This window comes from Vibrio sp. 10N.222.54.E6 (assembly GCF_041473955.1).
GTDB classification, from domain to species: domain Bacteria; phylum Pseudomonadota; class Gammaproteobacteria; order Enterobacterales; family Vibrionaceae; genus Vibrio; species Vibrio tasmaniensis_A.
This window is the reverse complement of the sequence record NZ_JBFRTD010000028.1, coordinates 151710-171651: the sequence shown is the minus strand read 5'-3', so window position 1 is coordinate 171651 and position 19942 is coordinate 151710. Positions and strand designations below refer to the sequence as shown.

Below are 19942 nucleotides of genomic sequence, written 5' to 3'. Positions count from 1 at the left end.
CATAATCAAAAGCTTGCAAACATAATCAATAGCTTACAAAGCTACTCAGCAGCTTACGAGCCTGTTCATCATATACAAAAAAGCGAGAGGTTGTTCTCTCGCTTCAAGATACGACATTAAGTTTCGACCTACTACTTACTACTTACTACTTACTAATAGTTATCTAGTTAGTGGTTACTTCGATTTTGCAATCAGCGCAGGCTGAGAAAACTGTACTCCGCTCCAGCCATGAGTCATGAAGTTACGAATATTTTGATGGTCAGTGTTCTCGGGAAAACCTAATACGTCATTACGATAAAATTGACCAAAACAAGCAAGTATTTGCTCTGCAGATAGACCTTGCTCTAAACCAAAAGCAAAAATCTTACACGAACCATTATTCTGCCCAGCGGCATTCACTACATCGCCATTACGAAATTCACTCTCAGCAAAATCATAATGAGCTTCTATCACTTTTATTGTGTCTTCAAATTGCACGCTTTCTGGGGTATCAGCCAGAGTATTCAATAAGGTTTGCAGTTCCATTTAATATTTCTCCATCAAGTACATATCTGAAGCAGTGTATCTTGTTTTTCAGCAAGAGTAAGCCGTTGTTTCCTTGAATCAGTGACTCACTTTCTAGCTTCGACTTAATGCTGAGTATCATCCCAGTACAGTTGTTTGAAATGAACAAAAGCTTTGTGCAACGACGCTTCTTTTATCGGTTTTACGATCACATAATTTGCTCCAGCAGCCATGAACCTTTCTCTTGTTGACTCTTGAGCATCGGCAGTACACGCATAAATCGGAGCTGTTACGCCAATTTGCTCTCTTAGTTGCTGAGTGGTTTCAATTCCACCCAGATTAGGGAGTTGATTATCCATTAAGATAAGATCGTAAACCGTGCTTTTTGCTAGCTCTATCGCTTCCAAGCCACCTTTTGCCCAAGTAACCACCATCCCATACTTTTTGCAAAATGCCTGTGCGATAAAGGCGTTGGTGTGATTATCTTCCACTAGCAGCACTTTCAACGAACGATTAAACAACGCCTCAGGCTCCATGTCGGCTTGTTTCTTAACGTCGGCTAACAGAGGCTTGGAGTGTAACTCCACTGGGATTTCTACAATGAACTCAGACCCCTGATCTTTAACGCTTCGGACTTGAATGTCTCCCTCCAGCATATCGACAAGATTCTTTACAATCGTAAGCCCAAGTCCTGAACCGCCATACTCCCGAGTCGTCGTTTCTTCTGCTTGAACAAAAGGTTCAAAAATAGCATCGATCTTACTCTCATCAATACCGATGCCACTGTCTTTTACTCGAACAATCAAGCTAGCGTAATCAGTATTCAAGATACTTTCGATTTCAAAACTGACGGAAATACTGCCTTGATGAGTGAACTTAAGGGCGTTGCTCAGTAAATTAAACATGATCTGGTTCAAGCGAACCTGGTCGGTGTGTATTTTGATGTCATCAACCAAGTGATTCACAATGGTGAACTCGACGGATTTATCCTCACAAAGTGGGCGATAGATGCTATCTAAGGTGTTAACTAACTCTCCTAAGAGGAAATCTTTCTTCTGAATATTAAATTGTCCCTGCTCTATCTTAGAGAAGTCCAAAATATCGTTTAGTACCGCCAGTAGATGTTCTGCACTATGGCAAAGTACATCAACCTGATCACGGTTATCTTCATCGTGTATTGAACGTTTAAGCAACTGAGAGACACCGAGGATACCATTCAATGGCGTACGAATTTCGTGACTCATTTTAGCGAGGAAGTCTGCACGCACACTGGCAAGATGCTCTGCCTCTTCACGCGCTCGATCTGCCTGTCTTTCTGCTTCTATAAGTTTAGTAATATCTTGACCTTGCACCACCACACCGGTAATGCCGTGTTCAACTCGGATTGCAGACATGTTCCAGCGAAAAACCTTCTCGCCGATTGGCACGTTAATGCCCGTTAGTTTAGAGCCTTGAACCACCATCTGGATATTCGGCAACATACGGAGCTCAAACTCTCGAGCCATTGCACCATAGTTATCATCTTCATCAAATAGCGCCATACGAGCCGCTGGGTTCATCTGAATTAAGTCACCTTTTTCGGACCAAACCAAAATTGGAGAATGCGCAAAATTAAACAGATCTTGAAATTTTTGGTGTTGCTCAGATAAGCGCTCAAAAGTATCTTCCAACGTGCAGCCAATGTGGTGAAATTCGAAAATATTTGAACCATCAAACTTGCTGAACTCTTCATTACCACTTGCAGAACGAGTGAATTCCATTAACTTATCAAGTTCTGCCGCGACTCTTCTTTGAATCCAAGATCGCGCAAGGAAAGACATGATGATGATCACCACAATCATAACAATGATGGTACGTTCATAATTATCTTCGAGTGCAATGAGGTTAGTGTTTTTCTGGATCGCGCGAATGGTTAGGGGGGTTTCAACAGCATTGATCTTAATGGTTGCAATAGTGACGAAATGACGAGGTAGCTGCTCGTACATTTCATAGCTGAGGACGTCTTTTATCGTATAGCTTTCATCGCCACTGAATGTCGATGTCACCGGAGTACCATGCGCTTCAATAACGATATTTTCGCAATTGCTGCCTTGCTGGATAGATTCAGCCAATGAAAAATTGTTGTCGAGCACAATAGCGACATAAAGCTGCCCTAGAACTTCACCGGTTTTGTTATCAACAATAGGGGTTCGACGAGCCAACAAATGACGCTTACCGATATCCGTAGTCAGCTGAATGAAGTGCCAGTTACTGCTAAAAGCGACCTCATCAGATATATGTTTTAAACTAGATTCATCCAAACCATAGAACTGCCCATTGCCATCTTCCCAAGCTAAACCATTATAAGTTGAAACAAAACGCAAATCAGGAGCATAATCAGGCTCACGTTGGTCAACACCATAAAAAAAGTAGCTCAGAGCCTCTTCATTGTTGGTATCAAAATACTCCCTTAAAGTTTCACTGTGTGAGCTACTGTCTTGATGGATTTGCAGCACTGACAATCGATAATCGAACATGTTTTGGATCAAGCTAGAAGTTTGCTTAACCGTTCTATTCGTCTCTTGCTTAACGATCCTACTGCTTGTTTCATAGTTATGAATAAGCACGCCAAGCGCCATCACGCCAATCACTAAAATAATGATACGCGTAATTAATTTGGCTAAAGTGTTCTTTGGTGTAATGGCGTAGCTTTTTTTCATTATTGGTCTGAGTACCTAAATGCTCGCTGCTTAAGTTCTAAAATACGATCTGGAGAATCCTCTTTAGTCACAATTTCAAACTCACCTGAATAAACGGTAGGAACTTCCAACCCGGTAAGATCCCATTTAATTGCCTCTGCCATCGCAATACCCGTATCATCATTCATGCGCATGACCGTAACATCTAAGTCGCCCCTTGCTATAGCTTCCAATTCTGCAGAGCCGCCTCCCCAGCCATTAACTAAGACATCTCGACCAGATTCTCGAATAGCTTCTGCTGCGCCCAGAGCAACATCCGTTGAGCATGCATAAATAAAGTTTAGATCCTTATCGTTAGCTAGGCTGATTTTAGCTGCTTGGTAACCGCTCTCTTTACTTGATTTTGTGTAAAACGACGACTTAAGAGCAAAGTTAGTATCAGAATTCACATCATGGATAAAGGTATCTCCACGAGCATCACTAATATAACCTTCAGAACGATATAACACAGAATACTTGCTGTCCGGTTCACTCACTTGTTTGAAGTAATCCGCTAGCTTTAAACTCCCCGTCATATGGTCGAAACCCACGTACATGAACGGCTGCCTATCGGCCCATGCACGTACTGGTGTGGTAATATTTTGCAAAATCAACTTGGTGTCCGTTGAGCTCAACACATGTTCAATAAACTTACGGTGTCGCGTCGTCTCTAACGTGAAAATCAAATAATCCGTTTTATTTTCAATCGCTTCTTGCAAAGAGATACTCTGCTGAGAGGGGTTAGCATTATCACGAGTAAAAACCTGATTTATTTGATAATTGATCCTCAATTTATCTAGGCGTTTCTCAAAGGCTTGGATATTACGAACCCAATAATCAGAGATCTGTTGCCCCGGGTACACAACTGAAATCGTGATAGGTTCATCCTGAACTTGCCTCAATGGCACAGGGGGATTTTGCACAGCTTCAACCATTTTATCGGTCAATGCTTTTTGCTCTGGAAATTTAGTGAGGTAATCCTGATATTCCCAATAGCCATTCAGGACGTGGGTACCGTGGGAGAGAGCAGACGCAGAAAACACGGCAACTCCCAATAATATAAGTAAACGTTTCATATTTTTCTCGTTTTATATGAGCTACTTTGGCTCATTTTTTTAACCTAGCATGACACCATCTCTTTGTATGGCTGAAAGATATTATGTAGGACAACGAGGATAAATGATAGCGTCTAATACTAATTGGAATGTCATTCTAAATGTGCAGTGTGTAAATTTGGAATAGAGACTAAGATTAATGAGTCCTAAGATAAAACAACTCAATTGAAAGTAAAAACATTACCATTTAATCAATAACTTAAGTGGTAACCTTGCAACAATTAACGTGACTAACATTCAGCCGAGAATAAGAACTCTAACGATAAGTTACGATACTGGAATATACTGAATTTTGTCTTGTTGCCACTCAATGATTAGTTTGAGTGATACTAATTTTTCTTTACGAGATTTAGGTAATTGTTTGATCGCGTATTCGGTCTTTAACGCCTCACTTTTTGACCCAACACCAATACTCCAAACCAGCTTAAGTGGGCCTTTACCTTTTAAGGCTTTTGCACCTTTGCCCGTTTGATGTTGTTCGAATCGACGTTCTAAGTTATTCGTCACTCCACAATAAAGGGCATTGTGTCGATTGCGGATCAAATACACGACCCAATCCGCATTTTTGTCAGATTCCGACATTTAAAGCAGTGATTCAACCAGAGCCTTAAGCTCTGCCACTTCTTCACGTAAGCTCGCGACTTCTGATTCAAGTTCTTCAAACTTTTCACTGGTTGCAGATGATGAAACAGCGCTTACCGATGCCGTCGCAAACGCTTCAATGTCTACTTCGCCGCTCAGTAAGTGTTGGTAGCGTGATTCTCGTTTACCCGCTTCTCGTGGTAACTTCACGACTAACACACCCGCTTCTCTTGCCGCGAGTTTTTCGAGTATTGATTCAACTTCTTTCACATCGCTAAAGTTTGCAAGACGACCAGTTCGAGTACGAAGCTCACCCGGGGTTTGGGCCCCACGAAGCAGCATGCAGCAGATGATTGCACGCTCTTGCTCTGTAAATTGCAGATCACCAAATTCAGTGTTGCAGAAACGGTGCTGATACTTATTAACTCGGCTGTTGAAGCTGCTTTCATCGCTCACCATACGACGTCCTATCAAACCATCAACCGCATCTAAAACGTCTGACTCAGACAGAGAGAGCACTGGTTCACGGTTACTCTTTTGATTACAAGCCGTTGTTAAGCTATTTAGTGTCAGTGGGTAATGATCTGGAGTAGTCACTTCTTTCTCGATCAAACAACCGATAATTCTCGCTTCAATTGGGGAAAGTACTGTGTTCATCGTTTTTCCTTTTTATTATTTTGATAATTCCATCTCAACATTTAACAATGCAGCCAGTCATGGCTAATGCTCAGACAAAATCGGTACTCGTTTCTTTCTGCCTTGTTCATCAATCATTATGATCTTAGAACGATTTAGCTCTATTTCCACGACTTCCAAATTAGTGCGCTCTTGTACATACGCATCACGAAGCTTATTTTGTTCTGCCGAAGATTCAACGACATCGTCGCCCAAATCTTCTGTTTCCAATTGTTGTTGATTCATTTCACATGTCGTATCAATGCAGTATCTAGATGGGATACTAACTTGAACGGTAAGATAAAAACAATCACACGTTAGAGAGAGTGACGAATAATTAAACAACCTTACTTTTGCTTTGATCTAAATACTGTTACATCATCAATTGATGTGCTTTAATCAGAACCAGACAACGTATTTGACGATTAGGAAAAGGAATCTATGAGCAGCGTATTTGAAATTGTTAACCAAGCACGACGTAAGAACAAACTTAAGCGTGAACTTTTAGACAACGAAAAGAAAGTTCGTGACAACCGCAAGCGTGTCGACCTTCTTGATAACCTACTTGATTACATCAAGCCAGAGATGACTCACGACGAGATCCTAGGCATTATCAAAAACATGAAAGCTGACTACGAAGACCGCGTTGATGATCACATCATCAAGAGTGCAGAGATCTCTAAAGCTCGTCGCGACATCAGCCGTCGTATTCGTGAACTAACAGAAGAAGACAAGCAAACTCAAGGTAAGAAGTAATCTAACCTAGCGAATTTACTTGCAACAATGTTAGGGCGTGTTGACCTTTCGAGGTTAAATTTTGTTCGAGATAAAAGCGTTTTAATCGCGGCGAGGGGGAAGTAGCCTAGTCATTCTAAGCAAATCTCCCTCAACAAAGAGTAAAGCGCTTTTAGCCGAACCCTTCGGGCAGCGTTTGCTGGTCATTTCTACTGCGTTATCGGCTTCTCATGTAGGCTAGCTACACATCGACGCCTCTGTCTTGTATAAATACCCAGCAATTCGCTGCAAAAACCAGCTCGAAAGGTCAACACGCCCTCATAACCCACTCTTTGTAGTGGGTTTTTTTGTGCCTAAATTCCGGCGTCTATACTTAATCGAACGTAATATCCTTAGTGTACGTAAGTAACTAGGTGAACGTTAATAACTAGGCGAACCTAAGCGATGGAGAGACTTTATGTACGGAAGTATTCTGATTACCTTGGCACTATCAACAACGCAACCTTACCCTGAAAAATTTGAGAAACTTTATACCGAAGAAACCGAAATCACTTATGACGACCTCGTAGTCGATGTTCATGGCTACAAAGTTCCCACGAGATCAGCATTTCGAGGTTGGATGCTCCTTAACCACGCCCAAGATCAAGTCAAGGCGATCGGACAGCAACTCAAAGATAACGGCATCACCCAAAGCATGCCTCTGCACTTAGTCTTGTTGCAAGGCACCGACTGGGCAATGAGCAACACCACTCTGTTTACCCTACCCAATAAAAAGCATGTACCAAAAATGATTAATACCCTTAAGTACATTCAACAATATATTGAGCCTGAGATTGGCGTTGTAATTCCTGTGTCTGGAGAAAGAACCGATATCTACAATAAGCAAGCGGGTGGCGCACTGCGAAGTAAACACTTAGAGTTCTGCGCTTTAGACTTAGTGCCTGCTAATGATATTACTCGCGAAAATCTACACGTGAAGCTTAAAAAGATTCATGCGGAATTTGGGCAAAAGAATAACGTTGGACTGGGTTTGTATTCTGGTGTTCGATTCCACATCGATACTTGTGGATTCAGACAGTGGTAAGAACACGGATGGGTCATTAAGACACACAAAGAAACAGAGTCATTACGACTTAAAAATAGAAACAATAAAATTAAACCATTGATTTAATGATAAAAATATAACTGGAACGCTAATTGCTATTGATAACAAGTATCATAATTATTAATAGCAATTAGGAATTCAATATGAAGACGATGACTCAACGCTTTCAAACTCTACTTTCTGTTTCAAATTTCAGTTTAGCTATCACCGCCTTGCTAATGCTACTCAGTATTATTGTTGCTTATCCGATGGCCGATTACTTCTCACTACCCATTCAAATTTTCGCACACATCAGCACCATATTAGTGGCCGGGTTACTAAAAATCAGCTACGTAGGCCGCTGTGTTGCACAATACAGCCTTGGGCAAGAAGTACGCTAAATCACACAGCGCTAGCCTTGATACTGGAACCATTAGACAATATCAAGGCTACTGAAAAGATCATACAGTTGGTGGGATTTATAAGGTTTCGGCAAGTAGGCGTTCATACCTGCTTCAAAGCAATTTTTGATGTCCTCTTCTAAGACACTAGCGGTTAAAGCAATAATGGGTAGTGGTGGGGTTTGTTGATCTGTCTCCCACTCTCGAATCACACGAGTCGCCGTTATACCATCCATAACTGGCATCATGCAGTCCATTAGAATGGCATCAAACTGAGCGCCCTGGGTGATGACATCGACCGCCTCTTGGCCATTGCTGGCAATCAAATATTCATAGCCCGCTTGCTCAAGGAAGAAGCTCGCTATCTTCTGATTCATCAGGTTGTCTTCAACAATCAGAATACGTCGATTCAGAGAACGAACTTCTTCATCTTTTACTTCCACAGTCGGTGTTTGTACTTCACCAGCATCAAGCGATCGTAGGCTGTTTAAGAAGCGTCTACCCAAAAATGGTAATGTATGAGTCGAGTGAACCGTTTCTGTGATTAGATTGGTTTTAAATAGGTGATGCTGGCACACAATAACGCGAGTCAGCGGATACAACGCCTTTAACGCCTCAAGATCTTTCCTCATAGAGTGATGCAGCGTGTGACAATAAAGCACCAAGTCACTTTCTTTCAGGCTCTCACCAAGATCCGAAATGGATGACACAACATTAGGTCGAACATTTAAGCGCTCGCACTCTTTGACCAATTGATCGAGGTAATTGAAAGAATTAGAAATAATTGTCGCACGGCTTAGGTTATCGAACGTTTGAGCGTGAGCCTCGACCGTGTCTACGTACAAACAAAAGGTGAATGTAGAGCCTCCTCCTTTCACTGAGCGTGCGGTAATATAGCCGCCCATCAAGTCAACAAGCTGCCGACAAATCGCAAGCCCTAGCCCTGTACCGCCGAATTGGCGAGTAATACTGCCATCTTCTTGAGTGAAAGGTTCAAAAATGGACTCTAGCTTCTCTGGCTCAATCCCAATCCCGGTATCAGACACACTGCATTCAAGCTTACCTCGCCCCAAAGACATCGGTGTATAAGCAATATCCGTTGTAATCGTGCCTTTTGAGGTAAATTTAATAGCATTAGACAGCAAATTGGTTAGCACTTGTCGAACACGATACTCATCGAAAAACAGCTGTGTTGGGGTTTGAGCATCAATGTTGATATCGAGTTCAATGTCTTTACTGATCGCTTTCGACAAAATTACGCTCACAGAGTCGTAAACCGCTTCTCGCAAATCGGCATTATGCGGCGACAACATTAAGTTACCCGACTCTATCTTAGAAAGATCGAGAATGTCATTGAGTAACACCAACAACGAATGTGAAGACGACTCGATATCCTCAAGTACCTCTTGTTGGTTAGCACTCAGTTGACTCTGAGATAAAATTTCCGCCATACCTATAATTCCATTAAGCGGCGTACGTATTTCATGAGACATGTTTGCTAAAAATGCACTCTTGGCCTTGTTAGCCGAAATTGCATCTTCTTTTGCTATTATCAGCTCTTTGTTGTGATGATAGTTACGTTCCATCACTCGATTGAGGGTTTCAGTAAACTCGGCAAGTTCATCGTTACCTTGAATATGAATCACCTTAGGCTTGCCGTAACTATCCGCGTATTCAGACACCCCTTTCACGATAATCGATAAGTTTCTATTTAAGCGCAAAGATGTCGCGACACCAAGCCATAACAAAGCACCTGAAACAACAAGGATAAGCAATGTCATAACCGCCGTTTGCCTTTTCTGTAGCGCTATATTTTTTGTCAAATCAAACTTTAATTGATCGGTATAAGCACCAACCGCCTTTGAGATCGCCAGCTTCTTTCGCTCTAAACTTTCCACATGTTCATATATTTCAGGTGTCGAGAAGTCACCTTTGAGAAGCCGCGCCGTAAATCGGTCTTGAAATTCATCTTGGGAGAACATGTTTAACAGTTTGCTAATTTCCAGCGAGTGGCTGTCTGATCGTAAAAACGTATCTAACAGCTGTTGTTGCCTTTCTAAAGCACCAACATAGCTCAATAAATATTGATCAATCAGCTCTGGAGAACGATACAAGCGGTAACTCAGCCACGCTTCTCGCTGAGTCCAGAACACGTAGTGAGTAAGATTGATAAACATCGTATCTGTTTGGCTGATCTTTTCGTCCACTATATTGGCACGATATTCAGACAGCTCCATTAACACGCCTTTTAACAGGTCAAAGGCTCGTTCTGTTTGCTGTGCGTTGCTGACAGTAATCTGTGATGCGTCGCTGTCAATACTAGTGGTTACCCGCGCGAGCTTCTTTAACACACTCTTTAACTCAATCAACTGCGGCTCGACAGTCCAACTGTTGTCGAACTGTTGAAGTTGTATTTCGTAATGAGCAAGCCTATCCACTTCCACTTGCAGCTCTAAAAACAACGGACCTTTCTCTGGCGAGTCTTTAGACAGCACTAACCATTGATAAGCACCACTTGAAACAGCATTAAAAGATTGAAGTGCTTCCACCTTAATTCGCGTTACTTCAAGGTGATTCATCTTCTTATCGTTCTTGAGCACTTCATTGACTGTAAACCCAAACATGATGAATACAGAAACTGTTGAAAGAAAAATAAGACGCCATCTAATTGACATATTTATCATTTTTATAACGACTCCTTTCCCGATAGTATTTTTACCTAGCTCAATATAAGAATAGGACATTAACAGGAGTTATTGATCAAATTGAATATGAACAAATGACATTATGAGCTAATCATAGGGAATTGGCGTCAGTCGTTATCCACATACAGGATTTAAAGAGGAAGGTCTATTTTAAACAAGTGAAAGGATAAGGTTATGCCTCTAGATGACCGCAAGTCACTGCTCTAGAAACCAATAAACACCAAAGTTAAGTCAAATTTGTGAGATCTAATCGTTTGCGTCACTAACTTTCTGTACTCAAACTCAGCTTATTCAAAAGTCGAACAAGAAAACTCGCTGAATACCTTATCTGTCGTTTACTTTTTAAGTGTAACTAGTGCTAATGATCACATCTTTAATGATCGCAATTCCCTTTATTACACATTATGTTTTGATCTGAGTATTTTTTGGCGAAAATTAAGTACTACAGACTGTTAAAGTCAATAGCCTTTCTTGACACTAAAATCTTGATTTATGACCAATTAAAAGCCAATTTTCAGACAATTAATCTGCATTTATTTTTCCTAGCAGAATAACTCGTCGTACCTTACAATCCTGCCACATAAAAATTACAAATTACACACAAGGCATATCAAGCAAATTTAAGTGGCGTTAAAGACCACCAAAGCTTAGATAGCTCAACTCCCCCATGCACTCATGGCTACCCTACATTCGCTATGATTGCAGACATTAACGTGAAAGGTCCCGAGTAAAGATGAGTCCCGAAAAGCACCTCCTAGACTGGCAAACTAGTCAAACTATTGCTGAATCAATCGCTCCTACTTTAGGTCAGTTGTATCGCCAAAAAGGCGTTGAAGTTATCCTCTTCGGTAAAACACTGGTTAACGCAACAACTATCGACATCATCAAAGCTCACCGCATCGCAAAACGTTACACAGGTTCTCCGCTTACCGCAGAACAGACTCAACCCATCATTCAACACCTTCTCTCTATGGACTTATCTCCATGTCGTATCGATGTTGGTCGCCTTGCTCATACATTCTGGCAAGATCGCGAAGACACACACGGGTTGGATGATTTCCTACAAACTGCACTTTTAGAATCGCTTGAAGGCGAGGCGATGACAGAACCTCGCGATGTTGTATTGTACGGTTTTGGTCGTATTGGCCGCTTGCTTACTCGTCTATTGATCGAGAAAAGTGGCCCAGGTTACCCACTGCGTTTACGTGCAATTGTTGTTCGTGGCGGCAAAGATGGTGACTTAGAAAAACGTGCAAGCTTGCTACGTCGTGACTCTGTTCATGGCCAATTCAACGGCAGCATTGTTGTAGACCAAGAACGTAAAGCGATCATCGTTAACGGTAACTTCATCCAAGTTATCTACGCAAACAAGCCAGCAGAAGTGGATTACACATCTTACGGTATCGAGAATGCACTTGTGGTTGATAACACAGGTGTGTGGCGTGACGCTGAAGGCCTAAGCCAACACGTTGCGTGTAATGGCGCAAAGAAGGTTCTACTGACTGCGCCAGGCAAAGGTGAAATCAAGAACGTTGTATTTGGTGTAAACCAAAATGACATTCAACCAGAAGACACAATCATCTCTGCTGCAAGCTGTACAACCAACGCGATTACGCCAGTATTAAAAGCGGTTCACGACAAGTTTGGTGTCCTATCAGGTCACATCGAAACGGTTCACTCATTTACCAATGACCAAAACCTAATCGATAACTTCCACTCAGGTGATCGTCGTGGTCGTGCTGCTTCATTGAATATGGTACTGACATCGACTGGTGCTGCTAAAGCGGTATCAAAAGCGATGCCAGAAATGGAAGGTAAGCTAACAGGTAATGCGATTCGCGTACCTACGCCAAACGTTTCAATGGCAGTAGCAAACCTAAACCTTGAGAAAGGCACAAACAAAGAAGAGTTGAACGAATACCTGCGTGAAATGGCGCTATCTTCAACTTTATCTGCACAGATTGATTACACCGACTCAACCGAGATTGTATCTACCGATTTGGTTGGTTCTCGCCACCCAGGTGTGGTTGACGGTGTTGCAACTATCGCGCAAGACAACCGCGCTGTTCTTTACATTTGGTACGACAACGAGTTTGGCTACAGCTGCCAAGTTGTTCACTGTATGGAACAGATGATGGGTGTTCGTTACAAGACATACCCTGAAGTTTAAACGACTTCGATCTTGTAACTAACTCAGCGCAAACGGCTCCACAACATAATAATTATATCTGCGAAGTCTATTATGGGCTTCGCAACCCTTCTTGTTTTACTCCCCCGTATAAACAGGAAGGTTGCCACTTAGATCTGCTCTCTCTATCTGATCTAAGTGGCCTTTTTACATCTGGTACTTTAATTTTGGTCTCTATTATGCCAACTTTGTTTTTACCGTTCTAACAAAGCTCGACTTCACATCTGCTACAGCTCAACCTCAACATCTGACTGAATCGTACTCGAACACGCAAGGACATAACCTTGCTCAATCTGTTCTGGCGTCAATGTTTCTTGGCTGCTTGATTCCACTGAACCTTTGGTTACTTTGCACTTGCAAGAACCACAAATCCCACTGCGACAAGCAATAATAATCGGAACTCCAGCTTTCTCTAATGAATCAGCCAGTGGTGTACCCGCTTCCGCTTCTACTTCTGCGCCAAATGCAGGAACAAACACCTTAACGGCACCATTTGAATCTGCAGACGCTTCCGCTTGTGACTCTTCTGAAGCTGTATTGCTATTGGCTAGTGAATCCGTGTTTGGGTTCGCTGGCGTGAAACTTTCTTGATAGAAATTTTCCATGTTGAATTCTAGTTCTTTCAGGTAGCTTTCTATGTTTTGCATAAAGCCAACTGGGCCGCACAGATAAACAGTTCGGTCTAAAATATCTGGGCTTAGTTTTACTAACCAATTCTTATCTAATCGACCTTGAGGAGCTAATGTTCCTTCACTGTCTTTTAGCAGCAATTTAAGATTGAAGTTGCTGTGCGCCTCATCTAATTGATGCAGTTCTTGAAAGTAAATGGTCTCACGCTTATTGCGTGCCATGTGGACGAAGTCGATCTCAATATCACTGCCTTGAGCCAACCAATACTTTGCCATCGCCATCACAGGAGTGATACCGCAACCCGCACTCACTAGCGTCACTTTTTTGGTCGTCGTTGGCATGCAATCAATACAGTTAAACGCACCAGCAGGCTTCAATACAGAAACCTCATCACCTTCATCAAGTTCATCAACAATAAAGTTCGAAACCAAACCACCTTCCACACGCTTTACCGTCAGTTTCAGGCGGTTATCTTCAGGACAAGACGCTACAGAATAAGCACGGTAATCGGTTTTCGCCGGCATATACAAACCCAGAGTAATAAATTGCCCTGGCTTAAAGTTGAAATGTAAGTCTTGTGGAACGCTGCCAAGCTCAAAGCTGACCGTATCTGGCGTCTCGTGCCATTTCTTTAAACACACTAAATTGATTGAATCGCTATCCGACCATGCATACATAGTTCGTGTACCTTGCTAATGACTAAAGATTTAAATCGAAAAAGCCCCGCCGTTGTCTGTTTTAGAAAAACGTCACAACAACGGGGCTTAGAGTTGGCTTAAATTAAGCCGCTAAGATTGTTTTAAGATCTTGCTCTGGCGTTGAGATAGAACGCATATCGAACTCGTCTTGCATAATCTTTAATAGGTTTTCTGTTAGGAAAGCTGGCGCTGTTGGGCCCGTGTAAATACCTTTCACACCAAGAGCGAACAGGGTAAGCAGGATAACGATCGCTTTTTGCTCGAACCAAGATAGAACCAGCGTTAACGGAAGTTCGTTGATACCACAATCAAACTCTTGAGACAGTGCGATAGCAAGCTGAATCGCTGAGTAAGCATCGTTACATTGGCCAACATCTAACAGACGTGGGATACCGTTAATGTCGCCGAATTGGTTTTTGTTGAAACGGAATTTACCACATGCCAATGTCAGGATTACTGAATCTTCTGGCGCTTGAGCTGTGAAGTCTGTGTAGTAGCTACGTTCAGATTTGTCACCGTCACAACCACCCACTAGGAAGAAGTGTTTGATGTTGCCTTCTTTCACTTGCTCAACAACCGCAGGTGCCGCTTCCATCAGTGCGTTACGACCAAAGCCGACAGTGATCATCTGCTCGATCTCGTCGTGTTTGAAACCTTCTTGCGCCAGTGCACAGTCAATTACTGCGCTGAAATCATCGCCTTCAAGGTGATCAACACCCGGCCAGCCCACGATGCTGCGTGTAAATAGACGGTCTGCGTAAGAACCTACATCAGGGTTAAGCAGGCAGTTAGACGTCATTACAATTGCGCCAGGGAAGTTAGCGAATTCTTTTTGCTGGTTCTGCCAAGCGCTACCGTAGTTACCCGCAAGGTGTGGGTACTTGTTTAGCTCTGGGTAACCGTGTGCTGGTAGCATCTCACCGTTAGTGTAAACGTTGATGCCCTTGCCTTCGGTTTGTTGAAGGATCTTTTCTAGATCATGCAAGTCGTGACCAGAAACAAGAATACAGTGTCCTTTCTTAGTTTTCACGTTCACGGTTGTTGGTTGAGGGTGACCAAATGTATCTGTCTCACCTTTATCCAGCATTTCCATGACTTTGTAGTTCATCAAGCCAATCTGCATAGACGTATCTAGCAGTTGTTTTAGGTCAGATGGATCTGTACCTAAGAACGCCATGATTTCGTGGTACTCAGCAAAAATAGCATTGTCAGTTTGACCAAGAACACGAGCGTGCTCCATGTAGGCTGCCGCACCTTTTAAGCCGTATAGGCAAAGAAGACGAAGGCCAATCACATCTTCGTGTTGAGAGTCGTGACCACGGTTTACAGCAGCTTGAGGCGCAAGTGCCAATAGCTCTGAAGAATCTGTTGGAAGATCGAACTGTGCTGCTGCAGAAAGTTCTGGAATTTCAAAACCAATCAATGTTGCTGCTGCACGAACTTTTTGCTCTAAACGCTGCTTGAATTCATGAGACTGTTGTGCGAATTCGATAATACGAGCAGGGTCGAAGTTAACGTTAGTCAGTGTTGCGAAGAACGCTTTTGGCGCCCACTCATCAACTTCTGTATCAATAACATCGCAAGCGCGACCTAGGCTTGCCCAAAAAGAAACGCCTTGAAGAGAATGCACCAACACGTCTTGAAGGTCGGATACTTCCGAGGTTTTTCCACACATGCCTTGTGCGAAAGAACAGCCTTTTACGGTTGGGGTTTGAATTGTTTGTTCACATTGAATACAAAACATATAAGGGGCTCCAGTAATTTTTTATTAGCTGTAAGTACTTTGCTTACAGTGACTTATTCCACCCCCCCTATAGAGCATCAAGCGTGCCAACTTTTAAGTCGTTGATTTTATGGAACTTACTGTTATCCCATGATTTTAGTGCGTGATTATGACTACATATAAACTCTAAATCCACACACGACTGTGTCATAGTGACTCTCTGGTATTTATTAACGGTGTTCATGTTTCGTTCAGAATAGAAGCGATATAGTAACAACATAGAGAAAAGAGGAATGAATATGAAAAATATATTAGTTACGATTGTTGCGTTGTTTACTGGCCTATTGGCGTTATTCACGAGCTTGATTCTTGCTATCCCTTTAGCTATTGCAGCTTTAATCACTGGCAAGCGCATTCAGAATCAAATGAAAAAACAGGGTTTCGCAGCTCACATGAACACACGTCAATCATCTACCAGTGATGCCGGTGTTATTGAAGGTGAATACGAAGACCTTTCAAGCAGAAAGTAATCTAAACTTCAGTTTCAGACATAGTAAAAGAACAACAGAGACAACATCAAAAAATGCATAGAAATACTATTCTAACGCTGCTCGCCTTAACGACTTTAAGTCTCGTTGGTTGTTCCAACGAGACATCGATACCTGCTTACGAAACATCTCCAAACTTGCCTGAATATCAGCAAGACAGCTTTGATGCCTACGTCAATGAAACTCAAGATTGGTTATTGAAAAACCGTGTATTCATGACCAAAGACAAGCAGCTAGAGATTCGACTCAATTCACCCACCGAATACAAACCTGCGGCACCTAACGGTAAGGCAGTTTTATTGGTACATGGTTTAGGTGATTCTCCGTACTCATTTAAAGACATCGCAACGCACTTAGCAGAACAAGGCTACCTAGTGAGAACGGTATTGCTACCGGGCCACGGCAGTCGTGTCGGTGACTTAATGCAACCAAGCTTAGAAGATTGGCAAGGTGTTGTAGCTCATCATACGAAGCTATTGGAGCAAGAGTATGATTCTGTGTGGCTTGGCGGTTATTCAACAGGTGCGAACCTTGTGACTTCACAGGCGATGAACGATCCTAAGATCTCTGGGTTACTGTTGTTCTCTCCTGCGTTTCAACCGAGCTCTTCTGCAGTTCAATATGCGGAGCTAGCAAGCTATTTTGTCACTTGGGCGGATCAAGATCCTGAAGACAATGTACTTCGCTATAACTCACTGCCAATGAATGGTGCTTCGGTTTACTACCAAACCTCAGAAGTGGTTCGTGAGGGCCTTCAAGACAAACACTTTGATAAGCCCGTGTTTATTATGATGAGTGAAGGCGACAGTGTCATTGATACCCACTTCGTTCAGCAGGCATTTACGGAATCCATGCCAAACCCAAATAACGTGTTGATTTGGCAAGGGGAAACCACACTTGACGATCCTCGCGCTGTTCAATACAGCATGAAGATCCCAGAGCAACGTATTTCGAACGGCTCTCATATGGGTTTACTGTTCTCGCCAAGCAATCCTTACTACGGGATCAATGGTAGCGAGAAGATCTGCTCCAATGGTCAAGAGGAAGGTTTTGAAGCACAGTGCAACGCGACAAGTGAAGTGTGGTACTCAGCGTGGGGATATCGTGAAGAAGGTAAAAACCATGCGCGTTTGACCTACAACCCGTACTTTTCAGATTCCATGGAAAAGCTCGATGCGGTGCTGAATTCAGAAGGCTAACAAGCTCAAGTCTTTCGAAACCAATCCATAGAAGTCAAAAAGGCTCACTAGATAACGTCTAGTGAGCCTTTTTAATGGATATCGTTTCTTACCAATATATGGACTACCGCTATATCGTCCACACCACGCGCACAGCGAGCAGAATCAACACCACGCCTGATAATCGATCGATCAACTGCGCTTTTGCTCGAATGCGCTCTACGATCAACGGGCTAGAGAGCACCAAAGTGATAAAGGTATACCAAAGGCCATCAACAATCAGCGGCGTTGAGACAATAATCACTTGATTGCTCAGTTCATTACCTAACGCCACAAATTGGCTAAATAGAGCGATAAAGAACAGAGCGATCTTAGGGCTCAAGATAGAGATCAAGAAAGCTTCGCGAGCAGACTGCATGTAGCTCATCTGTTCACCCGCTTCCAATTTCGCGGCAACTCCACCTTTCGAACGCAACGCGTTTACACCGAGATAGAGCAGATACGCGGCACCCGCTAAACTGATCCCTTTGAACAACATTGGTGATTGCTCAAGCACAACGGCTAAACCGACAATGGTTGCGAACGCGTAGATACCTATACCCGCAGCGTGTGACCAAGCTGCGATAAGTCCGTTCATACGGCCACCAGCCAAACTGTGCTTAGCGATCATCGCCAAGCTTGGGCCCGGAGACATTGCACCCAATAAGCAAATCGCTAATAAAGAAAACCAAATTGTTACTGTCATCATTCCATTCCTAGTAAAACAAAGCGTTCCAGCTGAACACTCTACAATTAATACTCAATACTTAGCGCTTACAATAAGCCGCAGTAGGTATTATTTGAAATCAAAGATTATCATCACTGGTATGATTTGAAATCATACTTATATTGTAACTCGACTTTTGGATGGCTTTAAACGCTTTCTCTCGAGCCCATTTATGGGCAGAGTCGTTGTCATACTTAGGATGCCACATCAGCCAATAGGTATGCATTTCTGTCTCAAACGGCAGCGAAAAGTAAGCGACATCGAGATGTCGACCCAAGTTGTAAGCAATATGCTCCGGCACAATCATCAAGTAGTCGTCTTGCATTAACACGTTTCCCGCCGATGAAAAGAACGGTACCTGCAATGCGATTCTGCGTTTATGTCCCTGTTTCTTTAACGCAATATCCGAATAGCTGTCTTTGTCTCCCCCACCCGTGACTTTGATATGTGAGTAATTCACGATGTCTTCCGAGCTTATGGCTGATTGCTTAGCCAGCGGATGAGAGGCTCTCATCAAACACACGGACTTATCCTCTCCGAGCTTGATACTTGAGACATGATCTGGCTTTTTGGGGAACATACTCGACGCCAAGTGAATACCTGATTCATTAAGCGTTTCAAGGAAGTTAGGCTGCCACAAACGATAAGCCAAGTTGATATGGGGCGCGTCCTTCGACACCTCGGACACAATAATGGGCAAGATATACTGAGCAACATAATCACTCGAAGCCAACACCAATTCACCTTGCCAGTCTTGTGGATCAAATGGCTTATCATCTAAGAGGTGGTCAAACTCGCCCAGCAAGTCATCGAGCTTGCCTTTAAGCAACAAAGCACGGTTGGTTGGCACCAGTTTGTTCCCATCACGAACCAGAAGAGGATCACCACATAGATCTCTAAGCTGAGCCAGTTGACGGCTAACCGCCGACTGCGTGATGTGCAGACGCTGAGCGGCTCGGCTTACATGGCACTCTTCAAGAAGCACATGCAGCGACCGCAGTAAATTTAAATTGATATTACCTAACATCAGCAACCTTAGAGTGAATAAGAATAGAGCGAGTAAGAATAAGTTGAGTAAGTACGGAAAAATGACGACACAGTGAAGGTAAGCAGCACTCACTCAAGACATATTAAAAGACGAAGTTTGCTTGTTGAAGAATTCCGTTAAGACAGTATGAGTCATAAGATGTCGAAGTTCAGGATAGCCTTGCAGCTGGTCACGAATTTGGTTCAAACGCTCCATGCTTTCAACTTCAACATAAAGCATCATGTCGGTCTCACCGCTAATAGAGTGACACCACTGCACACCATTAATGGCGTAGATATTTTTAGCGTAAGACTCACAATTATGGTTACTGCTCGACATGTCAAACTTCAAAGAGATATAAGCGCCAACGTTCTTCGGTAAATCAGGCTCGGTCACCTGTGCACAATATCCTGTGATGATCTTATCGTTTTCCAGCTTCTTGATTCTGGCGTTCACTGCAGAGCGAGACAGGCTGACATCTCTTGCGATATCGCTCACTGAGCATCGAGCGTTAATTTTTAGAATATCTAAAATTTGGCGATCAAATTTATCCATGCTTCTGATTCTTTCCATTTATTGTTCTATTTATAACGCCTAATTTGACACAACTTTCTAACTTATAACAGCCATTATGACAGCCGACACTTTCACGCTTAATCAAATTAA

Annotated in this window: 18 protein-coding genes; 6 read left to right on the top strand and 12 right to left on the bottom strand. The window is 42.7% G+C overall.

Features of this window, described 5'->3' with window-relative positions; all coding sequences use genetic code 11:
* Positions 1-174: 174 nt before the first annotated feature.
* From AB4513_RS16465 to AB4513_RS16440, 6 genes are all read right to left on the bottom strand, one after another.
* Positions 175-525 carry a HopJ type III effector protein gene (locus AB4513_RS16465; protein ID WP_009845671.1) on the bottom strand — a complete coding sequence of 117 codons (351 nt, stop codon included), beginning with the start codon at positions 523-525 and terminating at the stop codon, positions 175-177.
* Between the two features lie 104 nt (positions 526-629).
* A complete protein-coding gene (luxQ, locus tag AB4513_RS16460) occupies positions 630-3203 on the bottom strand; it encodes a quorum-sensing autoinducer 2 sensor kinase/phosphatase LuxQ (protein WP_009845672.1) in 2574 nt (857 codons plus the stop codon).
* A complete protein-coding gene (locus AB4513_RS16455; protein ID WP_009845673.1) occupies positions 3203-4297 on the bottom strand; it encodes a substrate-binding domain-containing protein in 1095 nt (364 codons plus the stop codon). The genes luxQ and AB4513_RS16455 overlap by 1 nt, the downstream gene beginning before the upstream one ends.
* Before the next feature lie 306 nt (positions 4298-4603).
* Positions 4604-4918 (bottom strand): GIY-YIG nuclease family protein, encoded by a 315-nt coding sequence (locus AB4513_RS16450; RefSeq protein WP_009845674.1) that lies wholly within the window; start codon positions 4916-4918, stop codon positions 4604-4606.
* A complete protein-coding gene (locus AB4513_RS16445; RefSeq protein WP_009845675.1) occupies positions 4919-5575 on the bottom strand; it encodes a YceH family protein in 657 nt (218 codons plus the stop codon).
* Between the two features lie 63 nt (positions 5576-5638).
* Entirely contained in the window at positions 5639-5839 is a 201-nt protein-coding gene (locus AB4513_RS16440; RefSeq protein ID WP_009845676.1) for a hypothetical protein, read from the bottom strand.
* A 195-nt stretch (positions 5840-6034) separates the two neighbouring features.
* Between AB4513_RS16440 and AB4513_RS16435 the strand changes: the two genes are divergently transcribed.
* The 3 genes from AB4513_RS16435 to AB4513_RS16425 all read left to right on the top strand — a co-directional run bounded on the left by AB4513_RS16435 (position 6035) and on the right by AB4513_RS16425 (position 7813).
* Positions 6035-6349, top strand: coding sequence for a DUF496 family protein (locus tag AB4513_RS16435; RefSeq protein ID WP_004730049.1), 315 nt, complete (start codon positions 6035-6037; stop codon positions 6347-6349).
* Positions 6350-6785: 436 nt separating this feature from the next.
* The gene (locus tag AB4513_RS16430; protein ID WP_009845677.1) at positions 6786-7412 is read left to right on the top strand and encodes a D-Ala-D-Ala carboxypeptidase family metallohydrolase; all 627 of its coding nucleotides are present in this window, start codon (positions 6786-6788) and stop codon (positions 7410-7412) included.
* Positions 7413-7576: 164 nt separating this feature from the next.
* Entirely contained in the window at positions 7577-7813 is a 237-nt protein-coding gene (locus tag AB4513_RS16425; RefSeq protein ID WP_009845678.1) for a hypothetical protein, read from the top strand.
* Positions 7814-7845: 32 nt separating this feature from the next.
* Here the strand turns inward: AB4513_RS16425 and AB4513_RS16420 are convergent, their stop codons facing one another.
* Positions 7846-10437 carry an ATP-binding protein gene (locus AB4513_RS16420; RefSeq protein WP_102257533.1) on the bottom strand — a complete coding sequence of 864 codons (2592 nt, stop codon included), beginning with the start codon at positions 10435-10437 and terminating at the stop codon, positions 7846-7848.
* Between the two features lie 814 nt (positions 10438-11251).
* Here AB4513_RS16420 and AB4513_RS16415 point away from each other — a divergent pair.
* Complete coding sequence (locus tag AB4513_RS16415; RefSeq protein ID WP_009845680.1) at positions 11252-12688, top strand: glyceraldehyde-3-phosphate dehydrogenase; 1437 nt, start codon at positions 11252-11254, stop codon at positions 12686-12688.
* Between the two features lie 245 nt (positions 12689-12933).
* Here the strand turns inward: AB4513_RS16415 and AB4513_RS16410 are convergent, their stop codons facing one another.
* Positions 12934-14013: a hybrid-cluster NAD(P)-dependent oxidoreductase gene (locus AB4513_RS16410; protein WP_009845681.1), complete on the bottom strand. Its 1080-nt coding sequence runs from the start codon at positions 14011-14013 to the stop codon at positions 12934-12936.
* Between the two features lie 103 nt (positions 14014-14116).
* Positions 14117-15778, bottom strand: a complete 1662-nt coding sequence (hcp, locus tag AB4513_RS16405; RefSeq protein WP_009845682.1) for a hydroxylamine reductase — start codon at positions 15776-15778, stop codon at positions 14117-14119.
* A gap of 278 nt (positions 15779-16056) precedes the next feature.
* Between hcp and AB4513_RS16400 the strand changes: the two genes are divergently transcribed.
* Together AB4513_RS16400 and AB4513_RS16395 are read left to right on the top strand one after the other, a co-directional pair.
* Positions 16057-16287 (top strand): hypothetical protein, encoded by a 231-nt coding sequence (locus AB4513_RS16400; protein ID WP_009845683.1) that lies wholly within the window; start codon positions 16057-16059, stop codon positions 16285-16287.
* Positions 16288-16340: 53 nt separating this feature from the next.
* On the top strand, positions 16341-17504 hold the full coding sequence (locus AB4513_RS16395) for a carboxylesterase (protein ID WP_009845684.1): 1164 nt from the start codon (positions 16341-16343) through the stop codon (positions 17502-17504).
* Positions 17505-17613: 109 nt separating this feature from the next.
* Here AB4513_RS16395 and AB4513_RS16390 read toward each other — a convergent pair whose 3' ends face one another.
* From AB4513_RS16390 to AB4513_RS16380, 3 genes are all read right to left on the bottom strand, one after another.
* Positions 17614-18228, bottom strand: coding sequence for a LysE family translocator (locus AB4513_RS16390; protein ID WP_009845685.1), 615 nt, complete (start codon positions 18226-18228; stop codon positions 17614-17616).
* A gap of 100 nt (positions 18229-18328) precedes the next feature.
* Positions 18329-19276: a LysR family transcriptional regulator gene (locus AB4513_RS16385; RefSeq protein WP_009845686.1), complete on the bottom strand. Its 948-nt coding sequence runs from the start codon at positions 19274-19276 to the stop codon at positions 18329-18331.
* A gap of 93 nt (positions 19277-19369) precedes the next feature.
* On the bottom strand, positions 19370-19831 hold the full coding sequence (locus AB4513_RS16380; protein ID WP_009845687.1) for an Lrp/AsnC family transcriptional regulator: 462 nt from the start codon (positions 19829-19831) through the stop codon (positions 19370-19372).
* Positions 19832-19942 lie beyond the last annotated feature (111 nt).